At 52.9% G+C, this 24516-nt stretch carries 19 protein-coding genes and 1 pseudogene; 9 read left to right on the top strand and 11 right to left on the bottom strand.

Features of this window, described 5'->3' with window-relative positions:
- Positions 1-237 precede the first annotated feature (237 nt).
- The 11 genes and pseudogenes from C233_RS22400 to C233_RS0107100 all read right to left on the bottom strand — a co-directional run.
- Positions 238-492 (bottom strand): annotated as a pseudogene (locus C233_RS22400) (N-acetyltransferase family protein); the annotation flags it as partial.
- 46 nt (positions 493-538) lie between these two features.
- Positions 539-1756, bottom strand: a complete 1218-nt coding sequence (locus C233_RS0107055) for an acyloxyacyl hydrolase (RefSeq protein WP_025068689.1) — start codon at positions 1754-1756, stop codon at positions 539-541.
- A gap of 15 nt (positions 1757-1771) precedes the next feature.
- Entirely contained in the window at positions 1772-3427 is a 1656-nt protein-coding gene (locus C233_RS0107060) for an AMP-binding protein (protein ID WP_018666891.1), read from the bottom strand.
- Positions 3428-3491: 64 nt separating this feature from the next.
- On the bottom strand, positions 3492-4046 hold the full coding sequence (locus tag C233_RS0107065) for a helix-turn-helix domain-containing protein (RefSeq protein ID WP_018666892.1): 555 nt from the start codon (positions 4044-4046) through the stop codon (positions 3492-3494).
- 27 nt (positions 4047-4073) lie between these two features.
- Entirely contained in the window at positions 4074-4847 is a 774-nt protein-coding gene (gene proC / locus C233_RS0107070) for a pyrroline-5-carboxylate reductase (RefSeq protein ID WP_018666893.1), read from the bottom strand.
- Between the two features lie 123 nt (positions 4848-4970).
- On the bottom strand, positions 4971-6092 hold the full coding sequence (locus C233_RS0107075) for an aspartate aminotransferase family protein (RefSeq protein ID WP_018666894.1): 1122 nt from the start codon (positions 6090-6092) through the stop codon (positions 4971-4973).
- Between the two features lie 35 nt (positions 6093-6127).
- Positions 6128-7096 (bottom strand): N-acetyl-gamma-glutamyl-phosphate reductase, encoded by a 969-nt coding sequence (gene argC, locus C233_RS0107080; protein ID WP_018666895.1) that lies wholly within the window; start codon positions 7094-7096, stop codon positions 6128-6130.
- Positions 7089-7307, bottom strand: coding sequence for a PspC domain-containing protein (locus C233_RS0107085; RefSeq protein WP_025068687.1), 219 nt, complete (start codon positions 7305-7307; stop codon positions 7089-7091). Before C233_RS0107085 ends, argC begins: the two co-directional genes overlap by 8 nt.
- 1 nt (position 7308) lies before the next feature.
- Complete coding sequence (locus C233_RS0107090) at positions 7309-8520, bottom strand: argininosuccinate synthase (RefSeq protein WP_018666897.1); 1212 nt, start codon at positions 8518-8520, stop codon at positions 7309-7311.
- A 67-nt stretch (positions 8521-8587) separates the two neighbouring features.
- Positions 8588-9145, bottom strand: a complete 558-nt coding sequence (locus C233_RS0107095) for a GNAT family N-acetyltransferase (protein ID WP_018666898.1) — start codon at positions 9143-9145, stop codon at positions 8588-8590.
- A 34-nt stretch (positions 9146-9179) separates the two neighbouring features.
- Positions 9180-9653: an arginine repressor gene (locus tag C233_RS0107100; protein WP_018666899.1), complete on the bottom strand. Its 474-nt coding sequence runs from the start codon at positions 9651-9653 to the stop codon at positions 9180-9182.
- Positions 9654-9918: 265 nt separating this feature from the next.
- On the opposite strand from C233_RS0107100, the gene C233_RS0107105 reads away from it, so the two are divergent.
- The 9 genes from C233_RS0107105 to rhaD all read left to right on the top strand — a co-directional run bounded on the left by C233_RS0107105 (position 9919) and on the right by rhaD (position 24515).
- A complete protein-coding gene (locus tag C233_RS0107105; protein WP_018666900.1) occupies positions 9919-10314 on the top strand; it encodes an HU family DNA-binding protein in 396 nt (131 codons plus the stop codon).
- Positions 10315-10919: 605 nt separating this feature from the next.
- On the top strand, positions 10920-13442 hold the full coding sequence (locus tag C233_RS0107115; RefSeq protein WP_025068686.1) for a glycoside hydrolase family 88 protein: 2523 nt from the start codon (positions 10920-10922) through the stop codon (positions 13440-13442).
- Positions 13443-13444: 2 nt separating this feature from the next.
- Entirely contained in the window at positions 13445-16234 is a 2790-nt protein-coding gene (locus C233_RS0107120) for an alpha-L-rhamnosidase (protein ID WP_051089635.1), read from the top strand.
- Positions 16235-16239: 5 nt separating this feature from the next.
- Positions 16240-18075, top strand: a complete 1836-nt coding sequence (locus C233_RS0107125) for a rhamnogalacturonan lyase family protein (protein WP_026314771.1) — start codon at positions 16240-16242, stop codon at positions 18073-18075.
- A gap of 53 nt (positions 18076-18128) precedes the next feature.
- The gene (locus C233_RS0107130) at positions 18129-19649 is read left to right on the top strand and encodes a glycoside hydrolase family 28 protein (protein WP_025068685.1); all 1521 of its coding nucleotides are present in this window, start codon (positions 18129-18131) and stop codon (positions 19647-19649) included.
- 134 nt (positions 19650-19783) lie between these two features.
- Positions 19784-21250 carry a rhamnulokinase gene (gene rhaB / locus C233_RS0107135; protein ID WP_018666906.1) on the top strand — a complete coding sequence of 489 codons (1467 nt, stop codon included), beginning with the start codon at positions 19784-19786 and terminating at the stop codon, positions 21248-21250.
- Positions 21251-21291: 41 nt separating this feature from the next.
- Positions 21292-22545 (top strand): L-rhamnose isomerase, encoded by a 1254-nt coding sequence (locus tag C233_RS0107140; protein ID WP_018666907.1) that lies wholly within the window; start codon positions 21292-21294, stop codon positions 22543-22545.
- Between the two features lie 91 nt (positions 22546-22636).
- Positions 22637-23668, top strand: coding sequence for an L-rhamnose/proton symporter RhaT (rhaT, locus tag C233_RS0107145; protein ID WP_025068684.1), 1032 nt, complete (start codon positions 22637-22639; stop codon positions 23666-23668).
- Between the two features lie 37 nt (positions 23669-23705).
- Positions 23706-24515: a rhamnulose-1-phosphate aldolase gene (rhaD, locus tag C233_RS0107150; protein WP_026314772.1), complete on the top strand. Its 810-nt coding sequence runs from the start codon at positions 23706-23708 to the stop codon at positions 24513-24515.
- Position 24516 lies beyond the last annotated feature (1 nt).

Raw genomic sequence — 24516 nt, forward strand, 5'->3', positions numbered from 1 at the left:
CTCTCATTAAAACTTTTGCGGTATTTTTCCAGAACATCAAATTCTGTGAAGCCCAAAGTTGGGTGAATTTCGGAAATATTTTGTATCTTAGCCATATCTTAGTCGGGGAATTTCCCCCGTTTTGGCCTTCAAACCTTATTTGCGGGGGAATACCTAAAGATACAAAAAAGCCAGCTAATTCGCAATATTTTGTGTATGAATTAGTTGGCTGATTTTATATTATTTACTGAATGTCCCCAGATATACGGTCGTTTCGAGGGTGTACCGGTAGGCTGCCCGCTCCTTCCAGGGGTGGGCATAACAGTAGCCCGCTACTTTATTGCCAGCTTCGCATACGAAGTAAGGAAAGCGTGGGTAGATTTCGGCTATGCGCCGGCGCATCTCGTCCTCGGACACCGGTTCCGTTTCGAATGTAATGGTGCTGCCGGTGATGTATTCGTTGTAAATCTCCGCGATGCGCCCGGCATCCTGGAGCCGTACCTGTCTAATCATACCGTAATAGCTGTTTGACATGGCAAAGGTAGTAAGATTTCCGTAATTAGCGGTACAGGCGGGGACGTTTGTTGTTGAACCGGTAGCCCACGCCCAACATCAGGTAGTTGGGTTCGTGGAAATCCTTCAGGTTGTAGCCGATATGCAGAAACGTATCGTGAGGCATATCTATTTTGAGTGCCAATATCTGGTAGAAAGATTGCAGGTCGCCACCACCGTGCAGGATATTGCCTCCGAAACCTATGCCGACGGTGAAATAAGGCATCACCCACTCCCCGCGTGCCGAGACACCCAGCGAGAGCTGCTTGCGGAGCGGGGGAGTACCGAAGGCATCTTCCTCGTTCCCGCCGTCGAGCGGAGTGATGTAATCTTTGGCATAGACATTGGCGCTGGCATCGTACACACCGTCCAGGGACACCCCTGCGCGGAATTTATATCCGAAATTGTACATAGGAGCGAAGCAGAAACCTGCCACGGCATATCTGCCGGGTGCGGGGACCTGCCCGCCCGAAACATCGATAGCCTTGCGCCGCCATGAGCCGAACAAGGTAAGGTCGTAGCTGACATGCCTGGGAAATACCGGAGCCGGAACCGGTTGCGACTGCCATATCATATCCTCTATATTCCGGTTGAAGTTATATACCACCCCGATTTTAAAGTCCACGGTATTCAAGCCCGTATTGGGATATTGGGTATTGCCGTTCGAGAAATGTACGGCCGTTGCGCCGATGTTGAGGTCGAATTGCGGAGAGAGTATCCAGTTCAGATGAACCCCGGCGTTGAGGTACGCATTGACTTTAGTCCCTATGACGGTATTATTGGGGTTGGCGAAGTAGTCGTAAGGCTTCCAGCCGAAAGACGCCCCGAAACCCCATTCGTAGTTGAGTGACAAGCGGGGAGTGAGCCTGGCGATACGTGCCCCTTGAAATATGTAGAGGGCGACGGGCGTTCCCGTCTCGCTGTGGTTGCCGAAGTCGAAATAACCTAATCCTATACCCTGGTAAGAACCGCCGTATATGCACTCGGCGGCAGTGCCCGGCCGTAGCTGGAACGAGTATTTGAGATGAGCGGAGTAGGCGGAGCTCAGCCTTTGGCGCATGACGTTCTCTCCCCGCAGGAAAGAATTGGTGGGGAATATATATCCCGGGCGGCCTTCGATGCCGAGCCGGTGGATATAACCGTTCTGTGCATATATGCCGACGGACAGAAAGAGTGCTGTCATCAGGAGGATGATACCTCTTTCTGTCCGTCGCCTGCTGCTCATGCTTGGTGGCATCGGTTATCTCTCGTCGTTTTTCCGGATTTCCACACGGCGGATTTTACCGCTGATAGTCTTGGGAAGCTCGTCTACGAATTCTATGACGCGCGGATATTTGTAAGGAGCGGTCACCTTCTTCACATGGTTCTGCAACTCCTTGACCAACTCCTCGCCGGCACGGTTCTTGTAATCCTTGGACAGCACGATAGTAGCCTTCACCACTTGTCCGCGGATTTCGTCGGGAACTCCGGTGATAGCGCATTCTATAACCGCCGGATGCGTCATCAGGGCGCTTTCCACCTCGAACGGGCCGATGCGGTAGCCGCTGCTCTTGATAACATCGTCGGCACGTCCTACGAACCACAGGTAGCCGTCCTCGTCTTTCCAGGCAACATCGCCGGTATAATAGATATTGTCGTGCCATGCCTCACGGGTACGGTTGGCATCGCGGTAATATTCCTTGAACAGGCCGAGCGGTTTGCCCTTGTCCGTACGGATTACAATCTGTCCCTGCTCGCCGGCTTCTACGGAACGGCCGTCATGGTCTATCAGGTCTACGTCGTATTGCGGGTTGGGCAGTCCCATACTGCCCGGCTTGGGCTGCATCCAGGGCATGGTAGCTACGGTAAGGGTCGTTTCCGTCTGGCCGAAGCCCTCCATAAGCTTGATGCCGGTGAGCTTCTTGAAAGTGTCGAACACGGCAGGGTTCAGCGCTTCGCCGGCAATGGTGCAGTATTGAAGCGAAGAAAGGTCGTACTTCGTCAAGTCCTCGTGAATCAGGAACCGGAAGATAGTGGGCGGGGCGCAGAGCGAGGTAACACGATAGTCCTGTATCTTCGTCAGGATATCGGCAGGCGTAAACTTCTCATGGTCGTACACGAAGATATTGGCGCCCGCTATCCACTGTCCGTAGAGCTTGCCCCATACGGCCTTGCCCCAACCGGTATCGGCAATGGTGAGGTGCAGGCTGTTTTCGTGCAGGTTGTGCCAGAAACTTCCGGTAACGATATGCCCCAGCGGGTAGGTGAAGTCGTGGGCTACCATTTTGGGCTCGCCGGTAGTGCCGCTGGTGAAGTACATCAGCGAGATGTCGTCGTTGCTGTTGGCATGCTCCGGCCTTGCGAAAGGAGCGGCGCCGGCTATGCCTTTGTGAAAGTCCTCGAACCCTTCGGCTACCTCCGGACCGACGCTGACCAGCTTCTCCACACTCGGAGACTCCGGCATGGCGGCGGTGACGTGGTCGGTGATGACAGGCTCGCCGGCACAGACAATCATCTTGATGTCCGCAGCATTGCAGCGATATACGATATCCTTCTTGGTAAGCAGGTGCGTGGCGGGAATAACGACAGCGCCCAGCTTGTGCAGCGCGATGATGCTGAACCAGAACTCGTAACGGCGTTTCAGAATCAGCATCACCATGTCACCGTGCCCGATGCCGAGGCTTTGGAAATAAGAGGCCGTCATGTCCGTATAGCGTTTCATGTCGGCAAATGAGAACTGTATCTGTTCGCCCTTGTCGTTGGTCCAGAGCAATGCGGGTTTGTCGGGTTGCTCGGCAGCCCAGGCATCTACTACATCGTAGCCGAAGTTGAAGTTCTCCGGTACGTTAATCTTTAAATTCTTGATAAAGTCCTCTTGAGATGTGAAGGACGTCTGCGATAAAAATCTTTCTACCATAATTAAAAAAGTGATAATGGGTCAGCGTGGTAATGTGTCAGCATAAGGAAATGCTATCACCTTATCACATGATTACGGCGAGGAAACGCACTTTCTTTCCGTCCAGCGCTTTCATGCCGTGCGGCAGCTTGGAGTTGAAATACAAACTGTCTCCTTCGTTTAAAATCAAATCTTTGCCGTCGATGCTCAGCATCATACGTCCTTCCAGTACGAGGTTGAACTCCTGTCCCGAATGGCTGTTGTAATGTATCGGCTCGCTGTCGGGCTTGGGCTCTACGGTCACGATGAACGGGTCGGCATTGCGGTTCATGAAGCCGGCGGCCAGCGACTGGTATTTATAGGCCTTGGTACGCTCGATGCTGGTTCCTTTTCCGGCACGGGTCAGGAAGTAACTGCTCATCTTCGGCTCCTCGCCGAACATCAGGGCATCCAGCGCAATGCCGTAGCGACGGGCTATTTTCTGTAACATGCTCACGGAGATGTCGAATTCTCCGGTCTCTGCAAGACGGTATTCCTCTGCCGAGATGTCGCAATCGCGGGCAATATCCTCGGTAGTCAGTTCCAGTACCTCGCGCAATCCGCGCAGGCGTTCGGCTATTTGTTTGATTTGTTCGTCCATGGAATTATTATTAAGTGGTGGGTTGGGTTATTTGCTTGCTTTTATGGCGTTGATAACGGCGGAGGAAAATCCCCGGTGCTCCAGCTCGTTGATACCTTTGATAGTGATGCCGCCGGGGGTACACACCTTGTCTATTTCCGCACTGGGGTGCGTATCGTTGTTCAATATGAGCTCGGCAGCACCTTTTACCGACTGGGCTACCATGCGCATGCCGTCTTTGGGATAAATACCCATTTCGATACCAGCCTGCATGGCCGCCTGGATATATTTCAGCACATAGGCAATGCCGCAGGAAGTCATGGCGGTGGCCGCAGCTATTTTCTCCTCGGAAATCAGCATGGCAAGACCCATTTGGTTGAAAATGTCGAGCAGCAACCGTTCCTGTTCCTTGTCGGCATTACGGCTTGCGATGAGCGTCATGCTCTCCATTTCGCTGATAGCCGTGTTGGGGATGAGGCGGAACATAGTCATTTCCGGTTCGGCTACATAATGCGCCAGCTCCTCGAAAGTGATGCCGGCGGCTACCGAGATAATGATTTGCCTGCTTTTCAGCTTCAGCTCGCGCAGCACGCTCTTGATAAGCCACGGCTTGACGGCAAGTATGATGAGGTCGGCTCCGGTAACGGCCTCCTGGTTGTCGCGGGTGGTTTGCAGGGCGGGAAACTCTGCTTTCAACGCATCCAGTTTGCCCTGCGTGGGATTAGAAACGACGATGTCGCCGGCCGGTATGATAGTACCTTTGGCCAGGCCGCGGGCGATAGAGCCGCCCATATTTCCTGCACCGATAATTGCTGTTTTCATATCATTTTCCTTTTAAAAACGTTGTCTTCGGGCAAAGGTAAAGAATTTCTATAAAAAACGACCGAAACAGGAAGGTATTCTTCTTTCGGTCGTCTCTTTTGCCGGCTGATTATCTTTCAAATATCAAAGTACTTTCTTAAAACGTTCCAGGAACATGCCGGCTTCGTCCATTCCAAGACATAGCGGCGGCAGCAGGCGGAGCACATTCGTGCCGCTCACACCGGTGAACACATGCTGCTCTTTCAGCAACTTCGAACGTAGTTCCTTGACGGGCTCCTCGAATTCGAGGCCAATCATCAGGCCGCGTCCGCGCACTTCCTTGATTTGCGGGAACCGCCTCAATTCATCCAGCAGGTACGCGCCTACCGTGGCGGCATTCGCCACGAGCCCTTCCTGCCCGATAACGTCCAGTACGGCGAGCGCTGCGCTGCAAGCCAGGTGATTACCGCCGAAAGTAGTTCCGAGCTGTCCGTAGACGGGGGTGAACATCGGGCTGATAAGCACGCCCGCCATTGGGAAACCGTTGCCTATGCCTTTGGCCACTGTGATGATATCGGCCTTGATACCGTTGTACTGGTGGGCGAAGAACTTGCCGCTGCGTCCGTAACCGCTCTGGATTTCATCCAGAATCAATACGGTATCGTGTTCGGTGCAGGCCTGGCGCAAGGCTTGCATAAATTCGTCGGTCGGCAGTTGTATGCCGCCTACCCCCTGGATACCCTCGATGATAACCGCGCATACATCGCCTTTAGCCAGCTCTGCCTGCATGGCCTCCGTATCGTTCAGCGGGAGGTAGGTTACATGCCCGCAGGCATTGATAGGAGCGATGATTTTAGGGTTGTCCGTTGCCTCCACCGCCAGCGAGGTACGTCCGTGGAAAGCTTTCGAGAAAGATACCACGCGCGTCCGCCCGTTGTAGAAAGAAGCCAGCTTGAGAGCGTTCTCGTTGGCCTCGGCTCCGCTGTTGATAAGGAACAGGGAATAATCGTCGTAGCCGCAGGCCTTTCCCAGCCGCTCCGCCACTTGCTGTTGCAGCTTGTTGATAACCGAGTTGGAATAAAATCCCAGCGTGGCTACTTGCTTGCTTATCATCTCCACGTAATGCGGATGCGCATGCCCGATAGAGATTACTGCATGACCGCCGTAGAGGTCGAGGTACTCTGTACCCTTGTCGTCCCATACACGGCAGCCCTTTCCTTTGACAATATCGATGTCGAAAAGAGGATATACGTCGAATAGTTTCATAATACGAAATTGTTTTTTACCATACGGTTCTTAATTTAGAATGCAGAGGGCTTTAGCCGCAAGCCGACGGTTTCTTCCAGGTTGAACATCAGGTTCATGTTATGTACGGCCTGGCCGCTGGCTCCTTTCAGCAAGTTGTCTATGCAAGAGATGACGAGCAGCTTGTCACCGTGCTTTTCCAGGTGGATAAGGCATTTGTTGGTGTTTACCACCTGCTTCAAGTCGATGTTCTTGTCCACGATGTGCGTAAAGGAATCTTTGGCATAGTATTCCTCGTACATGCGGACGATTTCCTCCAATGCGACTTTGGTCTTTACTACGATAGTGGCAAAAATGCCGCGGGGGAAGTCTCCACGGTAGGGTATGAAGTCGATATCCGAGTCGAAGCTGTTCTGTAACTGTTTGAGCGACTGCCTGATTTCGGGAATGTGCTGGTGCTCGAAAGCCTTGTACACGCTCAGGTTGTTGTTGCGCCAACTGAAGTGGCTCGTCGCCCCCGGCTTGACGCCTGCGCCGGTACTGCCGGTAATGGCGTTTACCGTAATGTCGCCGTTCAGCATCAGGTGCTTGGCAAGCGGCAGCAGCCCCAACTGGATACACGTTGCGAAACAACCGGGGTTGGCAACATGCTTTGCCTTGCAGGTAGCCCGGCGGTTCAGCTCGGGCAGCCCGTAGATAAAATCGTGGTCGTCGCTTTTGATGCGGTAATCCATGGAGAGGTCGATGATTTTCAGGTCTTCCGGCACATTATGGCTTTCCATGAATTTCCTGGTATCGCCGTGTGCGGTGCAGAAGAAAAGCACATCGATTTCGTCCAACGGCAGCGCGTCGGTAAATACTAAATCCGTTTCTCCGTACAGTCCTTCGTGTACGTCGGTAATTTTGTTGCCGGCATTGCTCGAGCTGTTGATGAATACGATTTCCGCTTCCGGGTGGTTCAGCAACAGGCGTATCAGTTCGCCTGCCGTATATCCGGCTCCGCCGATGATTCCTACTTTAATCATTTTGATACAATCTATTGGGTTCTTCTGGTATGATAATCAGTAATATAGTATATATAATGACACCTGAAAATACGGTAAAGACCGTCGCAAGGACATAAAGGATACGTACTAAGGACACGTCGAGCCCGAAGAAGTCTGCAAGCCCCGCACACACACCGGCAATCATTCTTCCGGTGCGTGGGCGTGTAAGCCTCTGTTTCCCGTTTGTCATATCAGATGTTTCCTTTCTCCTCTTTGTGGTTGGCATAGTAAGCGCGCAGTGCGGTAGAGGTTACCTTGATGAAACCTTTGGCATCTTCCGCCGTCCAGCCTTTCTGCATCTCGCCGTACTCGCCGAACTTGTTCTTCACGAGGTCGTCCTCGCTTTCTACACCTACCGTAGAGAAGCAGAGCGGATGAAGCTCGAGGATAGCCGTACCGTTGACATTGCGCTGCGAGGATTCCAGCATGGCTTCGATGTCGCGCATCACCGGTTCCAGGTACTGGCTTTCGTGCAGGAACATGCCGTACCAGTTGGCCACCTGGTCTTTCCAGTACTGCTGCCATTTGCTCAATGTATATTTCTCGAGGAACTTGTGTGCACCGATAATCAGCATGGGAGCCGCCGCCTCGAAGCCTACGCGTCCTTTGATGCCGATAATCGTATCACCCACGTGCATATCGCGTCCGATGCCGTAAGCCGCACCGATTTCCTCCACCTTCTGAATGGCTTTGATAGGGTCGTCGAACGCCTCGCCGTTAACCGCTTTCAGCTCACCCTTCTCGAAAGTCAGGCGTAGCTGCTCGCTGCCTTCTTTAGTACAATGTTTCAAGTAAGCGCTTTCGGGTAGTCCCTGTGCGGAGTCCAGTATCTCGCCGCCGCAAATGGAAGTACCCCACAAGCCTACGTTATAGGAGTATTTCAGCTTGGCGAAGTCGGCGGCGAATCCGTGCTTGTTCAGGTAGTCAATCTCCTCCTGGCGGCTCAGCGCCATGTCGCGTGTCAGCGTGATGATTTCCACACCCGGCGCCATTACAAGGAAAGTCATGTCGAAACGGATTTGGTCGTTGCCGGCGCCTGTAGAGCCGTGGGCAATGGCATCCGCACCGATTTCATTGGCATAGCGGGCAATGGCGAGCGCCTGGAATATACGTTCGGAGCTTACGGATATAGGGTATGTCCCGTTGCGCAGCACGTTGCCGAATACCATGTACTTCAAGCTCTTCTCGTAGTATTCCTGCGTTACATCCAGCGCGACGTATTTCACAGCTCCCAGCTTGTAGGCGTTCTCTTCGTTCGTTTTCAACTGCTCGGGGCTGAAACCGCCGGTATTGGCGCAAGCTGCATATACTTCGTATCCTTTCTCCTTGGCAAGATACATCACCGTGAATGAGGTATCCAGACCGCCGCTGAATGCGACTACTACTTTTTTCTTCTTTTCCATAACTTAGGGAGTTTAGAGAATTGCGATTTCGGACTTCCAATCATAAATCTGAAATCATAAATCTATTTTATATTTTATCTTCTTCATGTAATTCCGGGTCGTAAAGCATTGCTGTGCAGATGCAGAACTTCCGGTTTTTGGCTACCAATATGTCGTGGTTGATGCAGCCTTCGCAACCTTTCCAGAAGGCGTCATCGTCCGTCAGCTCGTTAAAAGTCACCGGCACGTAGCCCAGCTCGGTATTCATCTTCATTACGGCCGCCCCGCTGGTGAGGCTGAATATCTTGGCTTTAGGCCAACGCAGGCGCGCCAGGCGGAAAGAGGCCGTCTTGATGCGCTTGGCCAACCCCAGGCCGCGGTAATCGGGATGTACGATAAGTCCCGAGGTGGCTACGTATTGCTTGTTTCCCCAGCTTTCTATGTAAGTGAAGCCCGCAAACTCGTCTCCGCACAGGGCTATAATGGCTTTTCCTTCTTTCATTTTGGTCGCTACGTATTCGTGCGTGCGCTCTGCGATGCCTGTTCCGCGTATCTTGGCAGCTTCCCGGATGGTATCCAAAATCTTATCCACATAAACTTCATGTGAGGCGTCGGCCACCATCACATCAATCTGTTTCGAATCCATTTCTTCTCTTTCGTTATATTATAGTTATACTGACCTATTTCATGTTAGGAATGATTTGCGACAGAAAAATGCGCACCTCCTCATGGGAGGCGGCTTCGTGCAGAACCAGCATAATCGTGTCGTCTCCGGCAATAGTGCCCAGTATGGCGGGGCATTCGCGGTTATCGATGTCGTAGGCCATGCTGCTGGCATACCCCGGACGGGTACGGATAACGGCGATATTCCTGGAGAAATGGAGCGAAACGAAACCGCTGGTCATCAGCATCTCGCTGGCACTCTGGTCGTTGCTGCGCTTGTACATGATGTTGTTAGGCAGGACATATACGTACTTTCCGTTCATATTGGCTGCTTTGGCTACTTTCAGTTGTTTCAAGTCACGCGACAGGGTGGCCTGTGTCAGTTCAAAACCCTCTCTCCCCAAAGCCTGCAACAATTCTTCCTGCGAACTGATGTCTTTGCTCGAGATAATCATCTTGATGGCATCTAACCGATTAGCTTTCTTTTTCATGTTTCTGTATAATTATTCTTAGAATGGCGCAAAAATAGGGAATATTTTGGAAAGAATATGCAGAAATGCGATTTTTTTTATTCTTAATATGCAATAAGGGTATGGTCGTCCATAATGAGCCTATGACTGAGATATAATTAAAAGGCTTTCAATATGATAATAAAAGGCTTTTAATAATGTATTGTAAGGCTTTTAATCATACCTTTGCGTCGCCCTCGGGCAGACAGTCCGGGGAGATTATTCACCTTATTAAAATAGAGTCGGTATGTTTTATAAAAAGAGTCGCGCCAAGATAGGGGGTAAGTACAAATGGTTTCCCCGCGCATGCGTAAACAAGCACACGGTCGATACGCAGGATTTAGGAGAGGCCATTAGCCGGATGTGCACGGTTACGCCTGCGGATGTACATGCGGTAATCCGTTCGTTGCCCGAGGTTATGTCGTTCTTCATGGAGAACGGCAACAGTGTTCATCTGGACGGGCTGGGTTCTTTCTTCTACAAATTGAGCTGTGCGGGAAACGGGGTGGATACGCCGGAAGAAGTCAGTGCGGAGCAGGTGAAGGCCGTCCGCGTACAGTTCATCCCCGAGCGCCGCAAGAAATGCGGCAAGTATTGCCGGGCTTTGGGCGAAGGGGTGGAGCTGGTGAAATTCGGTGAGTGAGGAGGCACGGAGCTTTTTAACACAGAGGAGACGGAGTTTCACGGAGCTCACAGAGTTCTTTAACACAGAGGAGACGGAGTTTCACGGAGGCCACAGAGTTCTTTTTAACACAGAGGAGACGGAGTTTCACGGAGGCCACAGAGTTCTTTTTAACACAGAGGAGACGGAGTTTCACGGAGGCCACAGAGTTCTTTTTAACACAGAGGAGACGGAGTTTCACAGAGGTCACAGAGAGCTTTTTAATACAGAGGGTACGGAGTTTTGCGGAGTTCACGGAGTGTTTCTCATCACGGAATTAGCACAAGTTGATTAATTATTATCAAAAAGAAAAAAGCTCTGTGCCCTCCGTGCCCCTCTGTCTTCTCCGTGTTAAAAGCTCTCTGTGCCCTCCGTGCCCCTCTGTCTTCTCCGTGTTAAAAGCTCTCTGTGGCCTCCGTGAAACTCCGTCCCCTCCGTGTTAAAAAACTCTTCGCACAAGCGATAAACGACAAAAACAATAAGAGAACTGCCAAAAGATTCAGAACTCGTTTGCCGGGAAGCCCTTATTTTTGCAATACAGAATAAAGTCGTTTCTTAATTCTATTAAAAAAAACTATCAAAGGCACATGAAAAAACTACTTGGATTTATTTCCTTTCTTTTAGTGTTGGCAGGTTCTGTTTCTGCTAAAGTGGTACTTCCGGCTATCTTTTCCGATAATATGGTTCTGCAGCAAAATGCGCAGGTCAACCTGTGGGGAAAGGCTGCGCCCGGTGAGCGGATTTCCGTAAAGGCGTCGTGGGCGGACAAGGCCGTAACTACCCGGACGGCTGCCGACGGCAAGTGGTCGGTGAAGTTGAAAACCCCTGCGGCTACGAAAGGCCAGTCGGTGACGGTGAGCGGCGAGAATACGGTTATTATCAATAATGTATTGATTGGAGAAGTGTGGCTCTGTACCGGCCAGTCCAATATGGAGTATCCCGTTTCCAAACATCCCGATAAGAAATGGATGACCGGTATGCTTACGGAAGCCGAGGAGATGAAAGATGCCGATTATCCGGAGCTTCGTCTATTCCGGGTGGAGCATCAACTGGCTCCTGAAGGCGAAATGGACGACTGCCAGGGACGCTGGCTGGTGTGTACTCCGGAAAACCTGTACGACTTCTCGGCAGTGGGATTTGTGTTCGGACGCAGGCTGCATAAGGAGCTGGGCGTGCCGGTGGGCATGATACAGTCTACCTGGGGAGGCACGCATGCGGAGTCGTGGACCAAAATGAGCGTCATGGAGAATAATCCGCTCTATGCCGATGTGCTCGAGGACTTCGCACTGAAAAACGTGAAGCAGGAGAAAGGGTACTGCAAGGTTCCCTCTACGCTCTGGAACGGCATGATTCATCCTATCCTGGGCTATACGGTGAAGGGTAACATCTGGTATCAGGGAGAGTCGAATGCTATCCGTTACGAAAAGTACCAGCAGGTATTCACCAATATGATAAACAGTTGGCGCAAAGAGTGGAAGCAGCCCGACATGCCTTTCTATTTTATGCAGATTGCCCCGCACAAAGGGCAGCCGGCAGGTATCCGCGAAGCACAGCTCAAGACATGGCAGAGCGGGTTGAAGAATGTAGGCATGGCGGTAGTTACGGATGCGGCGGACTCCACGGATATTCATCCGCGCAACAAGCGCGTGGCGGGCGAGCGCATGGCTTTGTGGGCGCTTGCCAAGCAGTACGGCAAAGATGTGGCCTATTCCGGTCCCCTCTTTAAGACGATGAAAGTCAGCGGTAACAAGGCGGTATTGAGCTTCGAATATGCCGGAGACGGCCTGATGACGCCGGATAATGCTCCGGTGAAAGGCTTCCTGGTTGCAGGCGCCGACCGGCGTTTCTATCCGGCAACGGCTGTGATAAAGGGCAGCCGGCTGGAGGTCTCCGCTCCTCAGGTGGCAGAGCCGGTAGCGGTACGCTACGGTTTTTGCAATTTCTTCCGCGTAAATCTTTATAATAAGGCGGGTTTGCCGGCAGTGCCTTTCCGCACCGATACATGGGAGCAGGGCTCGTATGCCCGCTGGTTTGCCGACTCCGAAATGCTGCGTTTCCCGCAGGCTTACCAGTTAGACCACGGCAAACGCCTGTTCTTCGGCTATGCGCAGGGGGTAGGCTGCTGTGCCATGTTGCAGATGTGGAAAGCTACGGGCGAGCGCCGCTACTATGATTATGTAAAGCAGTGGGCGGATTCGCTGATTAACGAGAAAGGTGAAATACACCTGTACGACCGGGCGACTTATAACCTGGACTTCATCAATTCGGGAAAAGTGCTGTTCGACCTTTACCGCGAAACCGGCGACCAGCGCTATAAGGCGGCAATGGACGTGCTTATCAGGCAGTTGAAGAATCAGCCGCGCACGCTGGAGGGAGGCTTCTGGCATAAGTTGATATACCAGCATCAGATGTGGCTGGACGGCCTGTATATGGCCTCGCCTTTCATGGCGCAGTATGGTGCGGAGTTCGATAAGCCGGAGTGGATTGATGAGGCGGTAAAGCAGTTCCGTCTCTGCCATAAACATACTTACGATGCCAAGACGGGGCTGTATCATCATGCGTGGGACGAGAGCAAGAGCCAGCGTTGGGCAGACCCGGCAACCGGACATTCGCCCAACTTCTGGGGGCGTAGCATAGGCTGGTGGTTCATGGCGTTGGTGGATGCGCTGGATTTCATTCCGGAAGAGCATCCCGGACGTGCCGATATGATAGGATATATCCGCGGGCTGGCGGAAACGCTGCCCAAGTACCAGGATAAGGCAGGGCTTTGGTATCAGGTTATCGACCAGCCCAAGCGCAAAGGCAATTTCCCGGAGGCGTCCGTTACCACCCAGTGCATGTATGCCTATGCAAAGGCTGTAAACAAAGGATATATCGATGCGAAATACCGTGCTGTGGCAGAAAAGGCTTTGCAGGGGTTGAAAAGCAAGCTGCTGGTCGAGAAGCAGGACGGAACCCTGACGTTGACCCGTTGCTGTCAGGTAGGCGGCTTGGGCGGACATCCGTATCGCGACGGCAGTTTCGAATACTATATAGGTGAGAAGATGCGGGATAACGATGCCAAGGCAACGGGACCGTTCATTATGGGATGTCTGGAACTGGAGAAATAAAGATGAGTACGAAACGATTGTTCAGTATTGCCGCAGTTGCGTTGTATGCAGCGCTGTTGCCCGCACAGGATATAGCCTGGCCGGAAATAGGCCTGGAAGCGAAACCGGCAGCCCGCTGGTGGTGGATGGGAAGCGCGGTAGACAAGGAGAACCTGACCCGCAACCTGGAAGCGTATGCCGCGGCAGGAATGGGGACTATGGAGATTACCCCTATCTACGGGGTGCAGGGAAACGATGCGAATGATATCCCGTTCCTCTCTCCCCGGTGGATGCAGATGTTGCAATACACGGAAAGCGAGGCTTCCCGCCTGGGAATGCAGATTGATATGAATACCGGAACCGGCTGGCCTTTCGGTGGGCCCGAGGTGGCGATAGAGGATGCCGCCTGCAAATTGCTCGTTACGGAATACCGGTTGAAGGGGGGGGGGACGCTCGATAAGAAGATAGAAGCCGCCGATAGCAAGCAGCGGCCGTATGCTAGGTTGGAGCGCCTCATGGCTTTTTCCGATGCCGGGAAATGCCTGGACTTGACGGCTGAGGTAAAGGACGGGATGCTGCGCTGGAAGGCGCCGAAAGGCAACTGGCGACTGATTGCCGCCTTCTGTGGCAAGACTTTCCAGAAAGTGAAACGCGCCGCTCCCGGTGGCGAAGGGTATGTGATGAACCACTTCTCCGCCCGTGCCGTAAAGAACTACCTGGGACGCTTCGAGCGTGCCTTTGAAGGAAAATTCAAGGAGGCTGCCGGTGCTGCCACCGCTTATCCCCATAACTTCTTCAACGACTCTTACGAGGTGTATGGGGCGGACTGGTCGGAAGGGCTTTTCGATGAATTCCTGTCCCGCCGCGGCTATAAGCTGGAGGAGCATCTGCCGGAGTTCCTTGCCGCGGGAGAACGCACGGATGCGACCCGCCGTATCATCTCCGATTACCGCGAGACGCTCGGCGAGTTGTTGCTGGAGAATTTTACCCGCCAATGGACGGACTGGGCGCACCGGCACGGTTCCAAGACCCGGAACCAGGCACACGGTTCGCCGGGTAATCTGATAGACCTTTATGCCACGGTGGATATTCCGGAGTGCGAGGGTTTCGGCCTTTCCGACTTCGGCATACGGGGATTGCGCAAGGACTCGCTGACGCGTCCCAACGACTCCGACCTCTCCATGCTGAAATACGCTTCCTCGGGGGCGCATATCGCCGGGAAGCCCTATACCTCGTCGGAAACCTTTACGTGGCTGACGGAGCATTTCCGCACCTCGTTGTCGCAGTGCAAGCCGGATATCGACCTCATGTTCGTGTCCGGGGTCAATCATACTTATTTCCACGGCACTACCTATTCGCCTGCCGGCGCCGCCTGGCCGGGCTGGAAATTCTATGCTACGGTGGATATGAGCCCTACGAACAGTATCTGGCGGGATGCGCCTGCATTCTTCCGCTACATCTCCCGCTGCCAGAGTTTCCTGCAAATGGGGCAGCCGGATAACGATTTTCTCGTTTACCTGCCTGTATATGATATGTGGCAGGAACAGAACGGGCGCTTGCTGATGTATGACATTCATAAAATGGCGCAGCGCGCCCCCCGTTTCATTGAGGCGGTACACCGCATCAACGATGCCGGTTACGATATGGATTATATTTCCGACAACTTCATCCGTACCGCTACTTGCCGCGACGGTAAAATCGTGACTTCCGGCGGAACGGCTTATAAGGCACTGGTTGTTCCCGGTGTCCGCCTGATGCCTGCCGATGTGCTGGCGAAGCTGCTCGAACTGGCAAAGGCAGGGGCGCCGGTGGTATTCTTGGAGCAGTATCCGGAGGATGTTCCCGGATATGCCGGATTGGAGCGCCGCCGTGCGGACTTTAAGCGTGCGTTGGAGCAGATAAAGAAGCTGGGCAACGAGTCCGGCAGCGGTAAGACGGTATTCTTCGGCACGGATTATGCCCGTACGCTGGCACAGACTGCCGCCGTACCGGAAGCGATGAAAACGGCTTTCGACCTGAGTTGCATCCGCCGCAAGAATGCGGAGGGGTATCATTATTTCGTTTCCGCACTGACGGACAAGGATACGGACGGCTGGATACCGTTGGCTGTGCCGGCGCGTTCGGTCATGCTTTATAATCCGATGAACGGCGCTTCCGGCAAGGCCTGCCTGCGCCGGAAAGACGGTAAGGCGGAGGTTTACCTACAGTTGGCTTCGGGCGAGTCCGTCATACTGAAAACCTTTACGGAGCACGATGTGCAGGCTCCGGAATGGGAGTACCGCACGGCTTTGGAGGCAGGGGCGATTGAGCTGTCCGGCTTGTGGAGCCTGCAATTTGCGGAAAGCGCTCCTGCCGCGGGCAATGTGCCCGACTCCGTTTCTTTGGGCTCGTGGACGGATTTGCCCTTCGAGAATGCCAAGACTACTATGGGTACGGGGCGTTATACTACCACCTTTACGGTTGCCGACCCTGCTGCTGCGCAAGATTGGATGCTTTCGCTCGGCGATGTCCGCGAGAGCGCCCGTGTACGCATCAACGGCCGGGAAGTGGCTATCTTGTGGGCTGTGCCTTACCGTTGTACTGTGGGGCGGTATCTGCAACCGGGAGTGAATACGCTGGAGGTGGAGGTAACCAACCTGCCCGCCAACCGGATTGCCGATATAGACCGCCGCGGGGTGAAGTGGCGCATCTTTAAGGATATCAATATTGCGGCACTCGGCTATAAAAAAGGAACGTATGCCGGTTGGGAACCTGTCCCGAGCGGCTTGTTGGGCCCTGTGCGTATTATACCGTTGAAAACGACAAAAGAATGAACATTATGAAAAGATATTTTTTATCGTGGGTGCTGCTGGCTTGTGCAGCCGGCGCTCTGTATGCCCAAGACCCGCGCGAACGCCATTATTTCTATGAAATCCTTGAACCGCGGCATGAGCCGAAACCTTTGGTGGAGGGCTTTGCCCAAGAGCGGATTAGCGAAAGGCTGAACCGCGGCCTGGTGGCAGTGCCTTCCGGAGATGCCGGGGCTGTGTATCTGAGCTGGCGCCTGCTGGCATCGGACGATGCGGCTACTTCTTTCCATGTTTACCGCGAAGCGGACGGGAAGGTGCGCCGCCTTACGAGGAAGGCTATTTCCAAAACTTGCGATTTTGTGGATACGGCTCCCTGCAAACAGGCTTCCTATTGGGTGGAGGCGGTTGTAAAGGGACGGAAAGCCGTTGCCTCGGAAAAGCGGGAGGTGGTGCTTGCCGATTTGAAACCTTATACTTCCATTCGCCTGAAAGATAATGCCAAGGCGGGGAAGATAGCGCTTGCCGACCTGAATGGCGACGGCGCTTACGACTATATTATCCGTACTCCCGAAACGAATGTAGACCCGGGCATGCCGGGCGATACTACCGGAAAGACCTATAAAATCTCCGCTTACCTGAGCGACGGCACTTATTTGTGGACGTACGATATGGGACCGGGCATCGAGCCGGGTATCTGGTACTCGCCTTTCATCGTCTACGACTTTAATGGCGACGGCAAGGCCGAGGTCGCCATTAAGACGGCGGGCGCCGATTACGTAAAGAATGAAAAGGGGCGTGTTTGCGGCGGCAGCGAGTATCTTTCCGTGCTCGACGGCATGACCGGCAAGGAAATAGACCGTGTGGACTGGCCGGAGCGTAATGACCGTTACGGGAACCTGATTCGCCAGAACCGTAACCAGATAGGAATGGCTTATCTGGACGGTAAGACGCCGTTTATATTGGCTGCCCGCGGCACTTATAAGTTAATGGTAGTGGATGCCTGGATGTTAAAGGACGGTAAGTTGCAGCGCGCATGGCGTTGGGACGGCGACGAGGAGAACCCGGTTGTCCGCAGCATGGGTGCGCACAGCATGGTTACTGCGGATGTGGACGGCGACGGACGCGACGAGATTTTGCTGGGCTCCTGCATGCTCGATGATAATGGAACGCTTTTGTGGTCGTCCGGTCTGGGACATAGCGATAAGGCGTATCTTTGCAAGCTGCGTCCCGATATGGAGGGTATGCAGGTGTTCATGGTGAGCGAGCCGAAGAAGGAGGACGGCCGTGGCGTTTCCGTGGTCGATGCCGCTACGGGTAAGCTGATATGGGGCATAGGTCATACTACCTATCATGTGGGCGACGGCATGGTGGCCGATTTCGACCCCGCTCATCCCGGGCTGGAATGCTTTGCCAGCGAAGACCGCAAGGGGGGAAGCACCGATAAGTACCTGCTGACTGCGGACGGCAAGAAACTGGATGTGCCCCGGGAGGATATACCCGGATGCCGCAACTGGATATGGTGGGACGCGGATTTGTTGCGCGAAACTTTCAAGGGCGATGATAACCGCTGGGGGGCAGGCTCTTCTTCGGGCGGCCGCAAGCAGAGTATCTGGAAATGGAAAGGCGAGGTGCTGACGGAAGGCATCGAAGGCGATATCTTGTTAATGGCCGATATGGAGGGTGACTGGCGCGAGGAGCTGATTACCGCTTTGCCGGGCGAGCTGCGTATCTACCATACCGCTATCCCCGCCCGCGACCGTCGTGTAACATTGATGCAGGACGCCTTGTACCGCAGTTATGTGGCTCATCGCAGTATGGGATATCCCCAGGCTCCCGTACCGTCTTATTATCTGGGAAATGAATGAAAGGAGGAAGGCTCTGTCTGCCTCCGTTTGCTAACTTTAAAATGCTGTTAAGAATGACGAAACAATTGTATGTAATCGCTGCCGTCTGTGCATGGCTGCTTAGCTCCTGCCAGTCCGAAGGCTATAAGTATGAGTATGTTTACCGTAATTTACCGTTCGACATGCCCCGGGTGGAGGCACCCGAATTTCCCGACCGTACAGTCAACCTGAAGGATTTCAATGCCGTGGGTAATGGCGAAAGCCTGTGTACGGGGGCTTTTGCCGAGGCTATCAATACGCTTTCCGAGCAGGGGGGAGGGCATCTTGTGGTTCCCGCCGGCGTCTGGTTTACGGGGCCTATCGTGCTGAAAAGCAATATCGACCTGCATTTGGAGAAAGGGGCTGTAATTCTTTTCTCTCCCGATGTAGACCTTTATCCTTTGGTGGAAACCGTATTCGAGGGCTTGGATACCCGCCGCTGCCAGTCGCCTATTTCCGGACGTAACCTGGAGAATGTGGCGATTACCGGCGAGGGGGCTATCGACGGGAACGGCCATTACTGGCGTCCGCTGAAGCGCGAGAAGGTTACGGAGAGCGTCTGGAAGCAGACAACCGCCCGTGGCGGCGTATATAAGCGTCCTACTTATTGGTTCCCTTATCCTGAAACGCTGAAGGGAGATACTATCAGCAATATGAATGTACCCCAGAACCTGAAAACCGAGGAGGAGTGGCAGAGCGTGCGCCATTTCCTCCGTCCGGTAATGGTGAGCCTGATAGAGTGTAAGAACGTATGGTTGCAAGGTGTGATATTTCAAAATTCTCCGGCATGGAACCTGCATCCGCTGATGTGCGAGAATGTGCTGATTGAGGATGTGCAGGTGCGCAATCCGAGCTATGCGCAGAATGGCGACGGGCTGGACTTGGAGTCGTGCAGGAATGCGCTGATTGTAAATTCCACCTTCGATGTGGGTGACGACGGTATCTGCCTGAAAAGTGGCAAGGACGAGGATGGCCGCCGCCGTGCACGTCCTTGCGAGAATGTAGTGGTGGACGGCTGTACCGTATTCAAGGGACATGGCGGATTTGTCGTGGGTAGTGAGATGAGCGGCGGAGTGCGCAATGTGTCCGTAAGCAACTGCCAGTTCCTGGGAACGGATGTAGGGTTGCGTTTCAAGAGCAAGCGCGGACGCGGCGGTGTCGTAGAGAATATCTGGATTACCGATGTGTCCATGATGGATATCCCGACCGAACCGATAACGTTCAACTTGTATTATGGCGGTAAGTCCGCCGTCGAAGTGCTGGAAAGCGGCGAGAAGGTGCCGGCTAAGGTAGAGCCGCTTCCGGTGGACGAGACGACTCCTTGTTTCCGTAATATCCATGTAAAGAATCTGGTGTGTGCAGGCGCCCGCCGTGCGTTGTTCTTCAACGGCATTCCCGAAATGCCGATTGACGGCATAGTACTGGAAAATGTCGATATCACTTCCCGCTTGGGAGCGGAATTTATTTATAGCAAGAACATCACGATGAAGAATGTAACCATACGCAATACGGAAGGTGAGAAGGTAGTTACCCGCTTTTGTGAGGATGTGAACTGAGAAACGGGACGACATGGTGACGGTGAATGAAATGGATTGTCAAATCCGACACCCTTTCAGTCAAAATAAGTACAGAGAGTAGGGGATGATTCCCCTACTTTTGTATTATGAAATAGCGACTAAAACTGATTACCATGAAGCAATGTTTTTTTGCGGTCGATTTGGGTGCTACCAGCGGCCGTACTATTTTGGGAACTCTCACTCCGGAAGGACTGGAAATGGAGGATGTGAATCGTTTCCCGAATCACCTGATAGAAACCGGCGGACATTTTTACTGGGATATTTATGAGCTTTACCGGCATATCATCGAGGGACTGAAAACCGTTGCCCGGAGAGGGGATGTCGAGATTACGTCTATCGGCATCGATACATGGGGAGTGGATTTCGTCTGCGTGGGAAAGGACGGGGGATTTCTCCGCCAGCCTTATTCGTACCGCGACCCCCATACTGCCGGAGCGCCCGAGGCTTTCTTCAAGAAGGTAGCCCGTAAGCAGGTCTATGAGTGGACGGGTATCCAGGTGATGAATTTCAATTCGTTGTTTCAACTCGATACATTGAGGCGCAATGCCGATAGTGCATTGGCTGCCGCCGATAAGATACTTTTCATTCCTGATGCTTTGAGCTATATGCTGACCGGTGCAATGGTAACGGAATACACCATTGCGAGCACGGCGCAGTTGGTGAATGCGAAAACCCGTAAGCTGGAGAATGCCTTGTTGGGCGAACTGGGGCTGACGGAGGCCAATTTCGGCCGTTTCGTTTATCCCGGCGAGAAGATAGGGACATTGACGGCAGAGGTACAACGCATGACCGGGCTGGGTGGGATACCTGTAATCGCAGTAGCCGGACACGATACGGCCTCTGCCGTGGCTTCGGTTCCTGCAATGAGCCCCGACTTCGCTTATCTGAGCAGCGGAACCTGGTCTTTAATGGGGGTGGAGACGGATGCTCCGGTTATTACGGAGGAAACCGAGTCTTTGAATTTTACCAATGAGGGCGGCGTGGAAGGTACTGTCCGCCTGCTGAAGAATATTTGCGGAATGTGGCTGCTGGAGCGTTGCCGGGCTGCGTGGGGCGAAACATCCTACCCGGAACTGATAGCCGAAGCGAATGCCAGCGAGCCGTTCCGCAGCCTGATTAATCCCGACGACGCTTTGTTCGCCAATCCGGCGGATATGGAGCAGGCTATAAAGACGTATTGCGCGGAGCATCATCAGCCCGTTCCGCAAACGCGGGGGCAAGTTGTGCGCTGCATCTTCGAGAGCCTCGCTCTGCGTTACCGCCAGGTGTTGGATAATCTACGCACCCTTTCTCCCCGTCCGGTAGAGACGCTTCATGTAATAGGCGGCGGAAGCCGCAATGACTTGTTGAACCAGTGGACGGCCAATGCCGTCGGCATCCCGGTGGTGGCAGGGCCTTCCGAAGCTACGGCAATCGGTAATGTCATGATTCAGGCATTGGCTGCCGGGGCGGCGGAAGATATCGCCTCCATGCGCAGGCTTATCAACCGTTCCATTCCTTTGCAGACATTCTATCCGGAGGATGCGGAAGTGTGGGATGCCGCGTATCTGCATTTCAAACAGGCGACGATGAATAATTAACAACCGATATTCAGTAATTAATATTTAAATAAATCAGTATCATGAAAGAAGAATTAATAACAAAGGCCTATGAGGTAGCCAAAGAACGTTATGCCGCTCTTGGGGTGGATGTAGAAAAGGTAATGGAGCAACTCCAGAAAGTAGCAATCTCCATGCATTGCTGGCAGGCGGACGACGTTATCGGCTTCGAGTCGGGCGGCTCGCTGACCGGCGGCATCCAGACTACCGGTAATTATCCCGGTAAGGCACGCAATATGGAGGAGCTGCGCGGCGATATTTTGAAAGCCGCTTCTTACATTCCCGGCAAGCATCGCTTGAACCTGCACGAAATATACGGTGATTTCGGCGGTACGTTCGTAGACCGCGACCAGGTAGAGGTGAAGCACTTCGAAAGCTGGATGCAGTGGGCGGCTGAGAACGGAATGAAGCTGGATTTCAACTCTACTTCTTTCTCGCATCCGAAAAGCGGCAACTTGTCTTTAGCCAACCCGGATAAGGGCATCCGCGACTTTTGGGTAGAGCATACCAAGCGTTGCCGTGCCATTGCAGAGGAAATGGGACGCCGGCAAGGTGACCCCTGTATCATGAACCTTTGGGTACACGACGGCAGCAAGGACATTACGGTAAACCGCATGAAATACCGTGAGCTGTTCAAGGATTCTCTCGACCGGATTTTCGCTACGGAGTACAAGAACATGAAAGATTGCCTGGAGTCCAAAGTATTCGGTATCGGCCTGGAAAGTTACACGGTAGGTTCCAATGAATTCTGCGTAGGTTACAGCGTACAGCACCAGAAACTTATTACAATCGACACTGGGCATTTCCACCCCACGGAAAGCGCTGCCGATAAGGTTTCGTCCATGTTGCTGTTCGTTCCCGAGCTGATGCTCCATGTAAGCCGTCCGATACGTTGGGATTCCGACCATGTGACTATTATGGACGACCCTACTCTCGAACTTTTCCAGGAAATCGTCCGTTGCGATGCTTTAGACCGCGTACACATCGGTCTCGACTATTTCGACGCCTCTATCAACCGTATCGGCGCTTATGTCATCGGAACCCGTGCCGCACAGAAGTGCATGCTGCGTGCGTTGCTGGAACCGTTGGCCAAACTCCGCGAGTACGAAGCTGCCGGCCAGGGCTTCCAGCGTCTTGCTCTGCTGGAAGAAGCGAAGGCGTTGCCCTGGAATGCCGTTTGGGATATGTTCTGCCTGAAAAACAATGTTCCGGTAGGCGAGGAGTTCATTGCCGAAGTAGAGAAATACGAAGCTGAGGTTACATCGAAGCGTAACTGAGTTTACCAAGGTCGATGACAGTATTTAGCGGGGAAAGCGTATCTTTGCCCCGCTACTTTCATTACTTGTGGAATATTAACCATTGATTATCATGAATACACTAATAGGATTATTAATTATCGCCGTAGGCAGTTTCGGACAGAGCAGTTCGTACGTGCCTATCAATAAAGTGAAGGGCTGGTCTTGGGAAAACTTCTGGCTGGTACAGGGAGTTTTTGCCTGGCTCGTCTTTCCGCTGTTGGGAGCCTTGCTCGCTATCCCCTCCGGCAGTAACCTGATAGAACTCTGGGGAGCAGGCGGAGCTTTGCCGGCTATCGTCTACGGTATCCTCTGGGGCGTAGGCGGCCTTACTTTCGGATTGAGCATGCGCTATTTGGGCGTCGCTTTGGGGCAGAGCATTGCTTTGGGCACTTGTGCCGGTTTCGGAACGCTGTTCCCGGCTTTATTTGCAGGAAAGGACTTGCTGCACGGCGATGGACTGATGCTCCTTATCGGTGTCTGCATCACTTTAGCGGGAATTGCCGTTATCGGCTATGCCGGCAGTTTGCGTTCCAGGAATATGAGCGAGGAAGAGAAGAAGGCGGCAGTGAAAGATTTTGCATTGACAAAAGGACTGCTGGTGGCTTTGCTGGCAGGCGTGATGAGTGCCTGCTTCGCTCTCGGGCTGGATGCCGGAACCCCTATCAAGGAGGCGGCGCTGGCCGGTGGGGTCGCTCCGTTGTATGCGGGGCTTCCTGTTATCTTTTTAGTAACCCTGGGCGGTTTCTGCACGAATGCCGCTTACTGTATTCAGCAAAATATAAAGAACAAGACGGGTAAGGAATATTTGTCGGTCAAGGGTGATGTATTCGTGAATAACCTACTGTTCTGCGCCCTTGCCGGAGGCTTGTGGTATTCACAGTTCTTCGGCTTGGAAATGGGCAAGAGTTTCTTGGGCGGAAGCCCGGTATTGCTTGCATTCTCCTGGAGCATACTGATGTCGCTGAATGTTACATTCAGCAATGTCTGGGGAATTCTGCTGAAAGAGTGGAAAGGATGCGGCTCCCGTACGATAGGCGTACTGGTATTGGGGCTCGCCGTCCTTATCGCCTCTATTATAGTAGTGGCTATGGCACAGGCATAGAAATAACTGTCTAAATTAACTGTAATTAAATAAACACATGAAATCAATTCTTGAAAATCGTCCGAAATTGGCTTATGAAGTCAATCAGGCTGCCGAAGTAGCCGGATATCTCTGGCAAAAAGGATGGGCAGAACGTAATGGCGGTAATATCACCTTAAACATCACGGAATACATAGATGATGAAATCAAGGCTTTGCCGGCTATCAGCGAAGTCAAGCAAATAGGCAAAACCCTTCCTTATCTGAAAGGCTGTTATTTTTATTGTAAAGGCACTCAGATGCGTATGCGCGACTTGGCACGCCGGCCTATGGAGAACGGCTCGATAATCCGCATTCTGGACGACTGCGCCAGCTATGTAATCATAGCCGACCAACCGGTAATGCCCACTTCGGAATTGCCGTCGCACCTTGCGGTTCATAATTATCTGCTCGAAAAAGGCTCTCCTTACAGGGCATCTTTGCACACGCATCCTATCGAGCTGATTGCCATGACCCATAGTAAGAAGTTCCTGGAAAAAGATGTAGCTACCAACCTGCTCTGGAGCATGATTCCGGAAACAAAGGCTTTCTGCCCGCGCGGTTTGGGCATCATTCCTTATGAACTGCCGAGCTCCGTGAAGCTGGCGGATGCCACTATTGAGGCGCTGAACGATTACGATGTGGCCATGTGGGAGAAACACGGTGTCTTTGCGGTGGATGTGGACATCATGTCGGCTTTCGACCAGGTAGACGTGCTGAATAAGTCTGCATTGATTTACATCGCTGCCAAGAATATGGGCTTCGAGCCGGACGGCATGAGCCAGGAACAGATGAAGGAGATGAGTGTGGCTTTCAATTTACCAAAATAAA

Source organism: Bacteroides gallinarum DSM 18171 = JCM 13658 (genome assembly GCF_000374365.1).
GTDB classification, from domain to species: Bacteria; Bacteroidota; Bacteroidia; order Bacteroidales; family Bacteroidaceae; genus Bacteroides; species Bacteroides gallinarum.